The sequence below is a fragment of the Shewanella sp. 125m-1 genome (assembly GCF_052977065.1).
In genome coordinates this window covers 19805-34981 of the sequence record NZ_JBRILT010000033.1, presented here as the reverse complement: position 1 = coordinate 34981, position 15177 = coordinate 19805, and the positions used below count along the sequence as shown (strand labels likewise).

Sequence of the window (15177 nt, the reverse complement as noted above, 5' to 3'; positions counted from 1 at the left end):
CGATGCGACGACTGATACTCATACCAATACTAACATTATCAGCCCAGGTAAATGCGCTGACGCTTGAGGAATCCGTGGCTGAGGCGATCAATCACCACCCGACGATTCTAGAAAAATATGCCAGCTTTGAAGCTGCGATAAGGTATAAGCGTGCCGCAGTAGGAGAGTACTTACCGCAAGTGAAGTTATACGGTGGCGTAGGTTATGAAAACGTGCGTTACAACAGTGGCCAACGTATCGATACCGAACTGGATCGAACTGAAATTGGGCTGCGTGTATCACAACTCATTTTTGATGGTTTTCGTACTACATCGGAGATCGACAGGCTCAATTTTGAGAAAGAAGCCGAGCGTCTAGGGTTGCTTTCTGATGCGGAAAATTTGAGCCTAGAGGTTAGTCGGGTTTACCTTGAGCTATTGATGGCGAACAAAATTGTCGAACTGACAGAGCGCAATATTACCGATCACCAAAAAATACTAAAAAACATCGAATCACGCAAAGATAAGGGGCTCAGTAGTGACTCTGATGTTGCGCAAGTGCGATCGCGTTTAGCCACCAGTCAATCGGGTTATCTTTCTGCACGTAATAATCAAATGGATAAGCAGGCACGTTACTATGATTTAGTTGGCCAAATGCCTAAAGATCTGCACGACCCGCAACCCGATTTTGACTTTGTGCCTACTAGCTTGCCAGATGCGATTCGGTTAGCGATAGAAAATCATCCTGAAATCGATGCTGCAACGCTAGACACGCAAGCGGCTAATGCTCAGTATGAGCGCGAGAAAAGTGACTTTTGGCCTACATTATCCTTAGAGTTGCAAGCAAACAAAAACGATAATATTGGTGGTATTGAAGGTCCAGATGAAGATGCTAGGGCCATGCTGATGCTCAGTTATGACCTGTTTAGCGGGGGGGCGACTACCGACCGAACTGAAGCCGCGTCATGGCGTTATCAACAATCTTTGGCTATCCGTAAGAATACCCAAAAGCAGGTCGAAGAGGGGACTCGTCTTGCATGGAACGCGTACGATTTTATTGGTCAACAACGGGGATTTTATCGTGAAAATGTCGACCAATCGGTAAAGGCTGAGCGGGGTTATACCAAGCAGTTTGAGCTGGGTCGCCGCTCACTGCTTGATGTGTTAGATGCTCAAATAGAAGTCTTTTTAGCGCGTAAGCATTACATTACCGCGCACTACAACTACAACATCGCCGCATATCGCCTTATTAATGCCACAGGCTATTTAATGGAGTCATTCCGTGTCGACACGCCAGAAGCTTGGACGGAGGATAAGTAATATGCGCACTTTACTGACCCAATTATTGTTAGTGAGCTTACTCTTAGTTCAAGGTTGCGCTGATACCGCTGCGCCCTTTAATGTTGAGCCGCAAACCCGAGATCTGCTCGATAGTGATTTAGACGGCGTAATCAACGCTCGTGATAAATGTGCCGCTACAGATAAAGGTTCGGTCATCAATAATGAAGGCTGCCCGAGCCCGACTATGACGGAAAAAGAAGACGTTAGAGTCATTATGTTTGGCTTTGATAAAGACACGTTAAGCCGTGCGCAGGCGAATAAATGGCGCGGTATTATTGCTCGTTTGGCTCAAAAGCAGTCACCATCGCTCTATTTAGTCGGTGATACCAGTGTTGAAGGCAGTGAAGAATATAACCACGCACTGGCGAAACGACGAGTGGATTACATTACCCAACTTGCGATTGAGCAAGGTTTTCCGGCCAGTGCGATAAAAGAAGAGGTCTATTTTAAGCAAAACCACATACCTCAAACTGTTGCTGGGCGAGAGCATCGACTCGTTGCTGTGGCGACATGGCAAGAGTCGGGGACTGCTCAGATGTGGAATATCTATACATCTGAGCGCGCAAAGTGAAACTCAATCCGGCATCGATAACGGCAAAAAAGAGCACTTAGGTGCTCTTTTTTGCTTATCTACAGCCGCATAAAAAAGAGTTAAATAATCACAACTAACATGACTTGATTAGTCATCAATTCCGCGTATCTTGGATGGGTAAGTATTAAGTTTGGTGCAGATTCTTAAGGATGGTAATTGTGCGCATACTGATGATGATTTCTTTGCTGTTGACGCTGACGGCGTGTGACAACGGCGCCAAAAATGTAGCGCTTGGCAGCCTTGAGCGGCAACGTATCGCCCTAACGGCGACAGCCAATGAAGTGGTCGTGGCACTTCCGGTGGCGCAAGGCAGCATGGTGAGTAAAGGGGCTGTGCTGGTGCAGCTAGATGATACATTACAAAAAGCTCAGGTCTCTAAGGCGCTTGCCGATGTGGCACAAGCCAATGCAAATTATCAGAAGCTACTTAAAGGTGCCCGTGAGGAGGAGATTGCAGCCGCTAGAGCGAATGTGTCTGGCGCGCAAGCAACGCAGCAAGAGAGTGAAGCCAATTACCGCCGAATTGCTAGCATGGCAAAAGATAACTTAGCCAGTCAATCCAACCTTGACCGCGCACTGGCAAATCGGGATTTAGGTAATGCCAATCTTGAGAATGCACAGGAGCATCTGCGAGAACTGCTTGCAGGCTCGCGAGTCGAAGATATTCGTTCTGCCGAGGACGTCGTTACCGGTCCACAACAATCGTGACAACCTGGCACACATTCGAACGTTGGAATACGTTCTCGCAGACGGGTGACTATCTCTAGGTTATTACTTTTCATTCATCGCTAATCTGTTGTGCATTTCTTCCTCATTATAGTTTTATACCTAAGTCACTAAAAGGTTAAGTTTTCAGCGTGTCATAGTGGCCTTCTAATAAGTGCGGCATTAAGTCTTAATGGTTTAGGTGATCGCGACTATGTGTTAAGGCTGGCTAACTTGGCTTAGCCAATATTTAAATTGGCTGGGGAGTTGCCCAGTCCAGCGTTTAAATGAGCGCCTAAAGTTATTGTTGTCGGCAAACTGCAGTTGCTTGGCAACGGATAAATTACTCTCACCAGAAATCGCGAGTAGGAAGATAGCTTGTTGCATATTGGCCTGATCTTGTAGCTGCTGAAAGCTGATACCGTAAGCCTTGAGTCGGCGTTTTAATGTTGCAGGACTGAGGCTTAAATGCTCTGCTATCAGTGGCAGTGTATATGATCGTGTCTTTCGCCTTATGAGCAATAAACGGATGGCAGCGGGAAGTCCTATTTGATAATGGGCAGCTTGCCTCTGCTGTTTAACTTGTTGGCGGGCGAGTTTTAGCCCTTGTGAATTCGCCAGCTCAAATGAATGCTGATGTATGTCTGGGTCGTAGCTGATCACGCAGATAGGTTGATTAAATGACAAGTCTTCGCCCAAATATTTGGAGTATTGATCTAATAATTTAGGCGCTGCATAAGGCAGTGAAAAGTGGCCCTGCCAGGTGTTATGGCTTAGCTTTTTATAGGTTGATACTAAACTTGAAAGCGTCAATTCAATAAAAAAGCGCTGCTGGCGCTGAGCACCAATATCTAATTGCAGTAGCAGGTGTTGTAAGTTTTCAGTGCGCCAATGCCACCCTTGCAGCCATGGTTGACTGGCCCAATGGTATTGCTGCCAAAAGTTCTGCATTTGCGCTAGGTCACTGCAGCAAAAAAGACCATTGGTGAGTGAACCGCTTTGCACTGGTAACCATTGCTGGCCGAGTAAAAAGGCTAAATCATCACCACACCATAGCCCCAATGCATTGTCGATTAACGCCATGAGCTGCAAAGGGCTAATTTTGTGATTGGTGAGTTGCAAATCTTGCCTGAAAACCCCCGTTCCTTTCAATAAGCGCTCTACATCGAGTTGTCTATGCTCAAACATTGCCACAATACTGGCGATAAGCAGTTGGCTATCAATACATTTGTCTTGCGCATAAGCAATGGATTGCATCTAGACCGCCTTAGACCAAGGTCTTGCTTGTTTGACGCGCTGCATCTCTTTATTTATCTGGCTTATCAAGTTCTCGGCATCGGCTGGGGCTGACTCTGTATATGGATCATAGTGAACATAGGCACTGCTGGCTTGGCAGCCAAAGCGAGCGATGGCAAGTTGTAGCTCTGCTGTCATGGCTTGTGAGAAGGATGTAGAACAATGTGGTAGTAAAATAATGAACCGGTCGCCAGCAAATCGGCACACAAGATCTTGTGAGCGCAGTTGGCAAGTGAGCATTTGCGCGATATTGGCGAGTAACTTATCCCCTTGATGGAAGCCGTCACGTTGGTTTATCTCAGAAAAATGGTCGATATCAATCATGATCAAGCTTATTGGATTACTGCGATTGAGCGCTATTTGGTGGCGTATTGCCCGGGCATCATAAATCTTTGTCACTCTATCAACGAGTCTGTGCTGGCGGAAAAACTGTTCTCGAGTGCGCAGCTGTTCATTAATGGTGATCTGCTCCTCGCGCCACAACCATAGGCCACCTGTTAGAGTAAGCAAGCCGATGGGCGTAGGCAGCTTTTCAAGAAAGGCGAACCAAGAGGGCAGACTGTGGTTAATAAAAAACTCATCGAGCAGATCCATGTAGCAGCCCAAGCTATAACCCAGTAAACCGAGGATTAGCAGTTGAGTGACTTTGCCTCCCGGACGAGCTTGCAACACGAGTGCAAGCCAACTTAATCCCAGCAGCAGCAAAGCCCCCTCTGTCGCGACATCAAGCCAATCGATGCTACCGCTAACTTTGGTATCGGCCTGTAACAGGCAGAGGCCGAGTAATATGCCGCTAAGCAAAGTGATGCCTAAAGTAAACTTTGAGGTAACAAATTTATGCATGCTGTGTTTGTTCGTGAACTGAGTATTGTGTCTAACGTACTGCTCTTTCATGACGACTTTATGATCCTTTAAGGAGTCAAATGGGCTCAATGGATGTTCTTCATGGAGGGAACTTTTTTAATGTAGCGATAATTCCTAGGCAAATGAAGATGTACTGGTTTGAGTATATTTATTTTAAATACAGCGCTTTAGTTGCAAGGCTCTCGCTTTGTTACTTGCTTCCTTCTTGAGGTTCGCGACTGTTATTGGCAGTCAAATAAGCTCAGTTGCCGGTAAAGTCGTTTAAAATGCCGCTCTTTTTGCCCGGTTCAAATATCAACGTCACGTTACTGTCATCTATCTATTTTAGCTTTGCCTGCAAATCAGCCATATAACGCAAACTAAAATAGGAATTTAACCCCATGAAGCAGCTCGGTTCGCTATCACCGCTCTACCTGGCACTTTTTGCCGCCAGCTTAGTTTTTCCATCAACCTCATGGGCTGGAAAAGTTGAAGGTGCGATTACAGATGAAGCGACAAAAATGCCATTAGAGGGAGCGCTTATCAGTATTGAAGAGCTAAACCTGCAGCAGGAGTCGAGTCGTGATGGCCGCTTTTTTTTCCAAGAGGTACCCAAGGGACAATACACTTTAGTGGTGGAGTATTTGGGAGGAACCACTTACCGGTCGCAGATCCAAGTGGGTGAAGTCAGCCTGATCAATAAGCAAATAGAGCTTAAAGGCCAGGGCGTGGAGCATATTCAGGTTGTCGGCCAGCGAGGATCACTAAGTAAGTCGTTAAACCGTCAGCGTGCAGCAGATAACCTTGTGAGTGTGTTGAGCGCCGATGCCTTAGGAAACTTCCCTGACACCAATATTAGCGAAGCATTACAGCGTGTTCCTGGCGTATCTATCGAACGAGATCAGGGGGAAGGCCGTTTTGTACGCATCCGCGGAATGGCGCCGGACTATAACGCTGTATCGATGAATGGCACGCGCTTACCATCACCAGACAGTGACCGCCGCGCTGTGGCGCTGGATGTGGTGCCATCTGACTTGTTGCAATCGGTTGAGGTAACAAAAACCCTAGCGCCTGACATGGACGCCGACTCACTCGGTGGTGCCATCGAAGTTAAAAGCTTATCTGCGTTTGACCGTGATGATACCTACTTCAATGTCAGCGCAGAGGGCAGTTATGACCAGATGACTGAGAGTGTTAATCCAAAACTCGCGGGCAGTTATAGCGATATTTTTGAAGATGATATCGGCGTAGCCATTGCCGCGAGTTGGTATAACCGCGACTTTGGTTCTGACAATGTTGAAACCGGTGGTAAATGGAGCTTTGATGACCCTGCAGTGCTAGAAGAAGTTGAACAACGAGACTATCAGATTAATCGCGAACGTGTTGGACTTGGCGCTAACCTAGACTTTAGACCCAATGATGACAATGACCTGTTTATTCGAACGCTGTATAGCAGCTTTGTCGATACCGAAACCCGTAATGCCAATGAAATCAAATGGGACGATGGAGTCTTGCCTGATAGCCCTGCTCCTGCCGAAGCTACTCGTTCGTTAAAATCACGTGAAGAAGACCAATCAATAATCTCCATCGTGCTTGGCGGTGAGTCTCGGTTCGACACATGGACGCTGAACTACCAAACCAGTTGGAGCCGCGCTGAAGCGGATAAGCCGCGCTATATCGGTGGCGCCGACTTTGCGGGCGAGTTTGATGATGTTGCATATGAGGATGCAACAGTGCCAAAAATTTCAGCTGCAGATGCATTTTATAGTGCGGAGGAATACCAACTCGATAAAGTTGAAATTGCCGAGTCGAACACTGTTGATACCATGATATCAATCAAGTTTGATTTAAGTAAAACATGGCTGGTGGCAGACAAGCCCGTAGAGCTAAAGTTTGGGGCTAAGTACAGTGCTCGTGCTAAAGAAAACCGTGAGAATATATGGATCTTTAAGGACTTTGATGAACAGGGCATAAGCGATGAACAGCTATTATTAAGTCAATTTTCTGCAGCAGAACCTAATTATAACCTCGGTCGATTCGGCCCATCTATTGCCGCGGAACCGGTTTGGGATTTGGTCAATCGTATGGACAGCACTGCTGCCAAAGATGAGATTGAATCGCGGATCAATGATTTTGATATCGATGAAGATATTACCGCGGCCTATTTTATGGGGCACATTGATATTGATAGCTTGCGGGTGCTGGCAGGAGTGCGTTTTGAGCACACTGCAATGCAGTCACAAGGCTCAGGCTTTGATGAAAGTAAAGATGACTTCTTTGACATTAATACCGACCGCGACTATCAACACTGGCTTCCAGGATTGCACTTAAATTATAAGTGGAGTGATAAAACGGTGGTGCGCGCATCATGGACAAACACCATAGTACGTCCCACATTTGGCCAACTCGCGCCGGGCTTTTTAATTGAACAAGACGATGACGAGTTGGAAGCCAGTTTTGGTAATCCAGATTTAGAAGCGTTAGAAGCGATGAATTGGGATATCAGTATAGAGCACTATATGGGCGGCCTTGGTGTTATCTCTGCCAGTGGCTTTTACAAAGACATTACCCACTTTATCTACGAAGCCGATTTAGGGGGGTACGGTAAATACCAAGACTTTGATAAAGCCGATACCTATGTCAACGGTGATGATGCCGATATTTTAGGGCTTGAGTTAGCCTATGTGCAGGAATTTGGTTTTATGCCAGAGGGCTGGCGTGGTCTTATCTTTACCAGCAACCTAACGCTAAGTGATTCAACCGCGCATATCAGTTGGCAAGATGATGGCGTACAAGGGCGTGATATTCCACTTCCAAGTCAGTCAGAGCTTGCCGCCAATGCCTCTTTTGGTTATGAAAACCCCTATGTTAGTTTCCGTCTGTCAGCCGCTTATAAGTCAGAATATCTGCTTGAAGTGACCGAGCTAGACGATGCCGCCTTTGATATTTATCAAGAGGCACATACTCAATGGGACTTTGTCGCTAAAAGCTTTATCACCGAAGACATTACCGTTTATTTTAAAGCGATAAACATCTCCAATGAACCTTATTACGCTTATACCGGACAGAGCCGTTATAACGCCCAATACGAAGAGTATGGCCGTACATTCCAACTCGGTATTCAGTTCATCAACTACTAAGCTCAGAGGCTCACATGATTAATAACAAAAATATAATAGCGTTAGCCATAACAGCGCTTTTTAGTTGTCAGCTAGCAGCAAAAGATAATCCAGAACCGCGGCAGAGCAGAACGATTTTGCAAGGCCCTGTCGCGGCGAGCGAAATGGCAATATGGGAACAGCGAGCGCTGTTTTCCAGTGAACATTTAGGACTCGTATTGGCAGATAAACAGCAATTAAACGTTATTGTTCCAGGCCAATTTGAATATTTAGCCGTGCATGGCGATACCGCACTGACTTACGATACTCAAGTTGACCAAGTGCAGGGGATTAAGTTGAGCATGAACAATACCCAACGTTTGTCACTACTACCAAAACGTGCATTTCAAGTTGAGTGGCTTTGTCTGCAACCACGCCAAGCAGATAACAATCTTTATGGTTGGATAGGCGATGATGCAGGCCATAGTGAACAGTGGTTACTGTCTTCAAATGGGGTGTGGCAGCCACAATTAGTCCGCAGTTTAGCGGTATCAATGGGCGCTTTAAAATGCGCTGTCGATGATAATGAGCAATTGTATGTTCTCGAAAATCATCAAGGTTTATGGCGTTACCCCGCTGCCCCCCATATGGCAGAAGAGTCAGAGCTTGTGCTCTCAATGCCCGATAATGAGTTCTCGGGGTTAGCCGTTAAAGCGGGCCAGATCATTTTGATGGATGAAAGTGGGCGGATTTTTGATGGCGAGGGAGGTAAAATTGCTGCGCCTTTCAAAGAGCGGCAAGCACTTGAAAGCATGTATGTGGCAGATACGCAGCTTTGGGCCTATTCGGACGACAACGATCAATTCTATCAAGCGCAATGGCAGTCAAAAAACACTATCCAGTCTAGCACCGCAGCGCTGATAAAAGAGGTTCCCACTGCTGTTGAGAGTGATATTTCTGATCGTTCGGGCGATACCATGGATGACCCTGCTATATGGGTCCACCCCACCATGCCGGAAAAAAGCCGTGTACTCGGCACCAATAAGCGTTGGGGTTTATTGAGCTTTTCGATGCAAGGTGAACAGCTGCAAGCCATTGGTGCCGGACGGGTAAACAATGTTGATATAAGGCAGCAGGTATTATTGGGCGGCGAATATCGCGACATTGCCGTCGCCAGCAATCGTGACCGTAATAGCTTAAGTATCTTTAGTATTGATGCCCAAGGTTCATTAACTCAACTCCCTGAACAAACAACCGCGTTGACTGATATCTACGGCCTTTGTATGTATCAACCGAGTAAGGATGAGCTGTATGTCTTTGCCAATGAGAAGTCGGGAATGGTGAGCCAAATGGAACTCAAATGGCAAGATAATCACCTTAAGGCGACAGAGGTTAGGCAATTTAGGGTGCCAAGCCAACCAGAAGGTTGTGTTGTTGATGATGCCAATAAACAACTGTTCTTAGGTGAAGAGAGTGCCGGCATATGGGCATTTAACCTTGATGATGATTCTGTACATTTAAATGGTCAGATGATCATCAAAACAGGCGGCCTGCTGGTGGCCGATATCGAGGGGATATCGCTTTATCAAGCTGACGGCGAGACGGGTTATTTAGTGGTATCTAGCCAAGGTAATGACAGCTATTTGTTGTACAACAGCACCGCACCTTATGCCTACGTTGACCGCTTTAGAATTGGGATTAATGCCAGCTTAGGCCATGACGGTAGCGCAGAGACCGACGGACTTGATGTCACCTCTAGTGCGGTTGGTAAAGGGGCATGGTCGCAAGGGATGATGGTGGTGCAAGATGGCCGTAATCGCATGCCGGATCAGAATCAAAACTTTAAATGGGTACCTTGGAGCGAAATTAGCCACACATTGCAGTTAAACAAGGACGAGTGATAAAGCCAAATGAGCTGAAATTGTATATCCCATCGAAACGAAAACACTGAGTCTAAGCGAGGCTTAGTGTTTTCCTTCCTAATATAACCCCACTAAGAGTTAACACCCTCGATCATTAACTGACTAATACTGGCCGCTACGTTGTGGATTTTACTTGCAGACTTGTACTTTGAGGCATAACGTTAATATGTTAAAAATTTGAGCTTTAGCAAGTGCAATGTAATAAGGATGGTTAATGTGCGCGTACTCTTTTTTATCTTAATACTCGGTTCACTCTCGGCTTGTGACAGTAGTGAAAAACATGTCGCGCTAGGTAGTTTAGAGCGCGAACGCATCGCCCATACCGCCACTATCAACGAGGTTGTTGTTGGGTTGCCCGTCGCACAAGGGAGCGCGGTGCGCAAAGGTGAAGTGTTAGTCCAACTGGATGATACCTTTCAAAAATCACAGGTGTTAAAAGCGCAGGCTGATGTCGATCAAGCGATTGCTAACTACGATAAGCTACTTAAAGGTGCCCGTGAGGAGGAGATAGCAGCAGCGAGCGCTAATGTCGCTGGCGCTAAGGCAACGCTATTAGAAAGTGAAGCCAATTACCGCCGGATGCAAACCATGGTGAAGAATAACCTCGCCAGCAAGGCAAACCTTGATCGTGCTCTTGCTAGCCGTGATTCAGGTATCGCTAATCTAGAAAACGCTCAAGAGCAGTTACGAGAATTAACCTCCGGCACTAGAGAGGAGGACATTCGATTTGCTAAAGCTAACCTCGATGCGGCTAAAGCGATGTTGGCCGGGGAGAAAAAGCGTTTGGCCGATCTAACAATTAGAGCCACCCGCGATGGTATTTTGGATAACTTACCGTGGAACTTAGGTGAACGGGTCACTCAAGGTAGCCCATTAGCGATTCTATTGGCAGGTAAAGCGCCTTTTGCGCGAGTGTATATCCCTGAGCCATATCGAGTAAAAATTAAAGTTGACGATAATCTACTGGTTTATGTTGATGGCATTGATGAACCGATTATGGGGCATGTAAGGTGGGTTTCAAATGAGCCAGCATTTACACCTTATTACGCGCTTAACCAAGAAGAGCGCTCGCGGCTGATGTACCTTGCAGAGGTACAACTTCCTGATAGCTCGGCCTTATTACCCAGTGGTGTTCCTGCTCAGGTCGAGATGCCATGAGCATGTCGGTCATCAAAACGACTCAGCTGTGCCGTGACTTTGGTAGTTTAAAGGCGATTAAAAATCTTGATTTTGAGGTTGAAAAAGGCCAGATCTACGGCTTTCTAGGCCCCAATGGTTGCGGTAAGACCACGGCTATTCGCATGTTAACGGGCTTGTTATTACCGACCTCCGGTGAGATTGAAGTGCTAGGGCTGAAGTTGCCTCAAGATGCTGAAAAATTACGGTTAAAAATCGGCTATATGACCCAGAAATTTTCTCTATACGATGATCTAACTGTTAAAGAAAATCTGAAATTTATTGCCAAAATATACGGCCTATCCCGTCGTGAGCAAACCGAACGTATTCAAGAGTTGCTGCATACCTATGGCTTAAATGAAAAAGTCGATCAACTTGCTGGCAGCATGAGCGGCGGGCAAAAGCAGCGGTTGGGTTTAGCCGCTGCAACCATGCATAAACCGGAGTTACTGTTCCTCGATGAGCCGACCTCAGCAGTCGATCCTGAGAATCGGCGTGATTTTTGGGAGAAGCTGTTCGATCTGTGTGAACAGGGCACTACTATTTTGGTGTCGACTCACTATATGGACGAAGCTGAGCGCTGTCATAAGCTCGCGATCTTAGAAGCGGGCGTGAAACGCGCGGATGGCTCGCCCGACGAGCTGATGCACAATATGGGCGCACAGGTAGTAGAGGTTGAGTCGAGCGACTTGAGACAGTTAAAGCAAGTGCTAATGGCGCTTCCAGAGGTGATAAGCGCCGCGCAATTAGGCTCTAGATTAAGAGTCTTAGTTAAAGATAGCTGCAGTGACCCTATCGGTTTATTGTCTGAGCAGAGCTCACTTTCTTTAAGTGCTGTGAATATTGTCAGGCCTAGTCTTGAAGATGTATTTGTTACCTGTACGGGGCAGGGGCGCCAATGAAGACCCTGTATCGGTTACAGGCGATTGTGATGAAAGAGCTGACTCAGCTCAAACGCGACCGAATGACCTTTGGTATGGTGGTGATGATCCCACTTATTCAGTTGATGCTATTTGGTTACGCCATCAATACCAATATTCGCGATATCCCTGTTGGAGTGGTTGATCAAAGCCAAACCGCGTTAAGCCGTGTATTAATTCAAACCGTAAGAGCCACTCAGGTGGTGAAGTTTACTCAGCATTTTTATGATGCCAAGAGCGCTCATGCTGCAATCGCACGCGGTGAAGTACGCGCGGTATTGATGATCCCCAATGATGTTAGCCAACGTTTGGTACGTCACCGAACGGTAGGATTAGGCACGCCTCCTTCAAGCGATGAGGAAACCAGTCGCCCTGTGGCACAGTGGATCGTCGATGGCTCCGATACCATGGTTGCTGCGGCAATAAAGGGCTTGCGTGCCATGCCCTTAACCGAACTGCTTGGGCAGCCGGCCAATCGTACAACGCCCACCTTTGAGGTCGCGCTGTTTTATAACCCTGAGCAGCGCACTGCGGTGAATATTGTACCTGGACTGGTGGGGGTAATTCTAACGATGACCATGATTATGTTTACCTCTGCAGCCATTGTGCGTGAGCGTGAACGTGGCAACTTAGAGATGCTAATTACCACACCGATTCGTCCTATAGAGCTGATGTTGGGTAAAATCATTCCCTACATGTTTATTGGCATCTTGCAGGTCATTATTATTCTGGGGCTAGGTTACAGTATTTTTAATGTGCCAATGAATGGCAGCCTATTACAGCTAGCGAGTGCTACGTTACTGTTTATTATGGCAAGCTTAACCTTAGGCTTGGTCATCTCGACGATTGCTAAGAGTCAGCTGCAATCGATGCAGATGACCATTTTTGTGCTTCTGCCGTCGATTCTTTTATCCGGATTTATGTTCCCTTATGAGGGCATGCCTGTGGCGGCGCAGTATATTGCTGAAGCGCTGCCGGCGACCCACTTTATGCGACTTATTCGGGGCGTGGTACTGCGAGATGTTGAAATTATCGATATGACTTATGACGTGACTTGGTTGGCGATTTTTACCGTGATAGGGCTGATTATTGCATCGATGAGGTTTAAAAAGAATTTAGGCTAATAATAGCTTTAAGCTAAATATGTGTATGAATGGATATTTACCACCTATGCATATTAGCGGTTAATTTTCGCCTATGTGTGAATAAAGCGTGATTACTTATTTTAATGGCTAGTTTTAAGAGCTAGTTTTGAACGTGATTTTTGACTGTTAGTCTCGATAATGAGTTTATTGTTAGTTTTACAGTTGGCGGGGTAATTAATGTGAGAGACAGCTGTTTTTAAATATTAATTATGTTTTAGGCTAAAAATAGCAATTAAATACGAAAGGTAGCTTTTAATACAGAGGCTTTTAAAATTGAAATTTGAGGTGATATTTGCAGGAATAAGGAATGTCGCCGCGAGAGTCACCAGAGTATGAGTGGTAATGACATTCAGCACGGCGCTATGTTCAGTTGTAGCCAAGAATGTAGCTTGAGGTTTCATCCTCCTGTTCGTCTGAAGGAATGCTTTCTTCGACAAGCATCGCCTCGACAAGAGCGGAACCCTTTTCGTTGGTTTTAGAGTGAATAAATTCATTTTGAACATATTTGTTAAACAAGTGTTTTTCCATCATCAAATCCTCTGGGTTATTTAGCGCGTATCTCTATGTATAGTTTAAAAATAACAATTTGAAAGTTTTAATAAATAAATTATTGGGTATTGGTTAGAATTTAATTTTATATTTATATGACTAAGTTATTATTCAAATGATTGTTTAAATAATTGGATCAAGATGAGAACCTTATTAATTGTATTGTTAGCAGCGATATTAAGTGCCTGCTCAAGTGCTCCTCCTCAATCTGCCTCCTCGGGTAAAGCTCAGCAGCTATCGAGTGAAAAACAGATAAAAAACCAATTAATACAAATGCATCGAGAATGGAAAGGTGTGCCTTATCGCTTAGGTGGTATGAGTAAGAAGGGCATAGATTGCTCTGGATTTGTGGTGCAGACATATCAGAGCCGCTTTGGCGTGCAACTACCTAGAACCACAGAAAAGCAGAAAGATATCGGTAAAAGCGTCAGTAAGAGTCAGTTGCGTGTGGGGGATCTGGTTTTTTTCAAAACGGGCTGGAGTACACGCCATGTGGGGATTTATATAGGTGACTCGCAATTCTTACATGCGTCCACGAGTCAGGGAGTGATGCTCTCTAGTTTAAATAACAGTTACTGGAAGCAAAAATATTGGTTATCGAGAAGGCCGTGATCGATTATTCCAAAGCGCTAACCAGCATGAGCTAGCACTTTGGAAGCTTAGATCTAGCGCTTTAGAAGCGACGTCCCACAGAAAGTAGTAATTGATCCCAGTTTAAAAATCCGTATTCAATAAACACGTTCCACTCATCCTTAGGGCCAAAATCGTACACCATACTGAGCGACATATTGTGACTTTCAGAGCTGACTAGGTGGACGTCATAATCTATGTTAATCCCGCCAGGCCTGCCGAGTAACGGGACGTTGAAGTCGTAACTTCCACCAATTTTTTGGTTAATCATCTGGTAGTTGTAACCGACTAAGAAGGCGAGCTTATCGCCGCCGACATCGTATCTTTGCCCCATACGCACTGAGCCTATATAGGTTTGAATCGTGCTGTCGGTGGTGGTGGTCCAAGAGTTGGTAAAGGCGGCCACACCGGTAAAGATAAACGGATGCATACCCGGAATCACTTCGGCTTGCCCTGCCAGCACTGCACCTAAACCTAAGTTATAAGCCGTATATTCGATAGGGATAGGTAGCACCATATCGATGCCGCCATTACCTAAACCTTGGGCGTTGCTTAAGTCCGCCAGAATGTTTTTGTGCCCCTTGGTATAACCAGCAAGGCCATATACGTTAAGAAATGGCAGTACCCAGGCATCGGCTCTAAGCTGAATGCTTTCGTCTTCCCCGGTAATAATCACATCGTCAGCGGGGATCACAACATTGGCGTTGAGCTTGTTCAGCCAGCCGCTGCCTGCGAGGCCAAGGTTGAAGTTGTCTTTGGCGTCATAAGCAACTGACTGCTTGTTGTAGTAGATATTGAAGCCGACAGGGATGGGCAGTTCATAACCTAACTCACGAGCTTTATCGCCCCAGATAGGCAAATGGCTCCAGTGCGCGGGCTGCTGGCGTTCAATGTCTGTGGTGTCGCTGTTGGCCCACACATTAAAGGTGATGGCATTAAGTAGCATCACAATAACAAGATGTTTGTTCATTTTTATCAATCTC

The 15177-nt window shown here is 45.9% G+C and carries 13 protein-coding genes and 1 pseudogene; 9 read left to right on the top strand and 5 right to left on the bottom strand.

Annotated elements, in window-relative coordinates:
* Positions 1 to 2 precede the first annotated feature (2 nt).
* The 3 genes from ACVBIK_RS14380 to ACVBIK_RS14370 all read left to right on the top strand — a co-directional run bounded on the left by ACVBIK_RS14380 (position 3) and on the right by ACVBIK_RS14370 (position 2618).
* Positions 3 to 1298: a TolC family outer membrane protein gene (locus ACVBIK_RS14380; protein ID WP_447162275.1), complete on the top strand. Its 1296-nt coding sequence runs from the start codon at positions 3 to 5 to the stop codon at positions 1296 to 1298.
* Between the two features lies 1 nt (position 1299).
* Entirely contained in the window at positions 1300 to 1890 is a 591-nt protein-coding gene (locus tag ACVBIK_RS14375) for an OmpA family protein (protein ID WP_447162274.1), read from the top strand.
* A 179-nt stretch (positions 1891 to 2069) separates the two neighbouring features.
* Positions 2070 to 2618 (top strand): hypothetical protein, encoded by a 549-nt coding sequence (locus ACVBIK_RS14370; RefSeq protein WP_447169964.1) that lies wholly within the window; start codon positions 2070 to 2072, stop codon positions 2616 to 2618.
* Here ACVBIK_RS14370 and ACVBIK_RS14365 read toward each other — a convergent pair.
* From ACVBIK_RS14365 to ACVBIK_RS14355, 3 genes and pseudogenes are all read right to left on the bottom strand, one after another.
* Positions 2579 to 2692: pseudogene (locus tag ACVBIK_RS14365) on the bottom strand (YkgJ family cysteine cluster protein); the annotation flags it as partial. The gene ACVBIK_RS14370 and the pseudogene ACVBIK_RS14365 overlap by 40 nt on opposite strands.
* Before the next feature lie 142 nt (positions 2693 to 2834).
* Entirely contained in the window at positions 2835 to 3872 is a 1038-nt protein-coding gene (locus ACVBIK_RS14360) for a helix-turn-helix domain-containing protein (RefSeq protein ID WP_447169959.1), read from the bottom strand.
* Positions 3873 to 4805, bottom strand: a complete 933-nt coding sequence (locus ACVBIK_RS14355; RefSeq protein WP_447169958.1) for a GGDEF domain-containing protein — start codon at positions 4803 to 4805, stop codon at positions 3873 to 3875. It lies immediately after the preceding gene.
* Between the two features lie 350 nt (positions 4806 to 5155).
* Between ACVBIK_RS14355 and ACVBIK_RS14350 the strand changes: the two genes are divergently transcribed.
* The 5 genes from ACVBIK_RS14350 to ACVBIK_RS14330 all read left to right on the top strand — a co-directional run bounded on the left by ACVBIK_RS14350 (position 5156) and on the right by ACVBIK_RS14330 (position 12994).
* The gene (locus ACVBIK_RS14350; protein WP_447169957.1) at positions 5156 to 7894 is read left to right on the top strand and encodes a TonB-dependent receptor; all 2739 of its coding nucleotides are present in this window, start codon (positions 5156 to 5158) and stop codon (positions 7892 to 7894) included.
* A 14-nt stretch (positions 7895 to 7908) separates the two neighbouring features.
* A complete protein-coding gene (locus ACVBIK_RS14345) occupies positions 7909 to 9753 on the top strand; it encodes a phytase (protein WP_447169956.1) in 1845 nt (614 codons plus the stop codon).
* Positions 9754 to 9981: 228 nt separating this feature from the next.
* Positions 9982 to 10932, top strand: a complete 951-nt coding sequence (locus tag ACVBIK_RS14340) for an HlyD family secretion protein (protein WP_447169955.1) — start codon at positions 9982 to 9984, stop codon at positions 10930 to 10932.
* The gene (locus ACVBIK_RS14335) at positions 10929 to 11852 is read left to right on the top strand and encodes an ATP-binding cassette domain-containing protein (protein WP_447169954.1); all 924 of its coding nucleotides are present in this window, start codon (positions 10929 to 10931) and stop codon (positions 11850 to 11852) included. Before ACVBIK_RS14340 ends, ACVBIK_RS14335 begins: the two co-directional genes overlap by 4 nt.
* A complete protein-coding gene (locus ACVBIK_RS14330; protein ID WP_447163132.1) occupies positions 11849 to 12994 on the top strand; it encodes an ABC transporter permease in 1146 nt (381 codons plus the stop codon). Before ACVBIK_RS14335 ends, ACVBIK_RS14330 begins: the two co-directional genes overlap by 4 nt.
* A gap of 387 nt (positions 12995 to 13381) precedes the next feature.
* Here ACVBIK_RS14330 and ACVBIK_RS14325 read toward each other — a convergent pair whose 3' ends face one another.
* Complete coding sequence (locus ACVBIK_RS14325; protein WP_447162270.1) at positions 13382 to 13543, bottom strand: hypothetical protein; 162 nt, start codon at positions 13541 to 13543, stop codon at positions 13382 to 13384.
* Between the two features lie 162 nt (positions 13544 to 13705).
* Here ACVBIK_RS14325 and ACVBIK_RS14320 point away from each other — a divergent pair, with 162 nt between their 5' ends.
* A complete protein-coding gene (locus ACVBIK_RS14320) occupies positions 13706 to 14176 on the top strand; it encodes an NlpC/P60 family protein (RefSeq protein WP_447169953.1) in 471 nt (156 codons plus the stop codon).
* Positions 14177 to 14237: 61 nt separating this feature from the next.
* Here the strand turns inward: ACVBIK_RS14320 and ACVBIK_RS14315 are convergent, their stop codons facing one another.
* Positions 14238 to 15164, bottom strand: coding sequence for a hypothetical protein (locus ACVBIK_RS14315; protein WP_447169952.1), 927 nt, complete (start codon positions 15162 to 15164; stop codon positions 14238 to 14240).
* Positions 15165 to 15177: the final 13 nt, after the last annotated feature.

Bases quoted from the DNA above. Each gene is read 5' to 3' on its own strand.
- ACVBIK_RS14325 (WP_447162270.1), bottom strand. From the start codon at position 13,543: ATGGAAAAACACTTGTTTAACAAATATGTTCAAAATGAATTTATTCAC.
- ACVBIK_RS14360 (WP_447169959.1), bottom strand. From the start codon at position 3,872: ATGCAATCCATTGCTTATGCGCAAGACAAATGTATTGATAGCCAACTG.
- ACVBIK_RS14315 (WP_447169952.1), bottom strand. From the start codon at position 15,164: ATGAACAAACATCTTGTTATTGTGATGCTACTTAATGCCATCACCTTT.
- ACVBIK_RS14350 (WP_447169957.1), top strand. From the start codon at position 5,156: ATGAAGCAGCTCGGTTCGCTATCACCGCTCTACCTGGCACTTTTTGCC.
- ACVBIK_RS14355 (WP_447169958.1), bottom strand. From the start codon at position 4,805: ATGAAAGAGCAGTACGTTAGACACAATACTCAGTTCACGAACAAACAC.
- ACVBIK_RS14335 (WP_447169954.1), top strand. From the start codon at position 10,929: ATGAGCATGTCGGTCATCAAAACGACTCAGCTGTGCCGTGACTTTGGT.
- ACVBIK_RS14375 (WP_447162274.1), top strand. From the start codon at position 1,300: ATGCGCACTTTACTGACCCAATTATTGTTAGTGAGCTTACTCTTAGTT.
- ACVBIK_RS14330 (WP_447163132.1), top strand. From the start codon at position 11,849: ATGAAGACCCTGTATCGGTTACAGGCGATTGTGATGAAAGAGCTGACT.
- ACVBIK_RS14345 (WP_447169956.1), top strand. From the start codon at position 7,909: ATGATTAATAACAAAAATATAATAGCGTTAGCCATAACAGCGCTTTTT.
- ACVBIK_RS14320 (WP_447169953.1), top strand. From the start codon at position 13,706: ATGAGAACCTTATTAATTGTATTGTTAGCAGCGATATTAAGTGCCTGC.
- ACVBIK_RS14380 (WP_447162275.1), top strand. From the start codon at position 3: ATGCGACGACTGATACTCATACCAATACTAACATTATCAGCCCAGGTA.
- ACVBIK_RS14340 (WP_447169955.1), top strand. From the start codon at position 9,982: ATGGTTAATGTGCGCGTACTCTTTTTTATCTTAATACTCGGTTCACTC.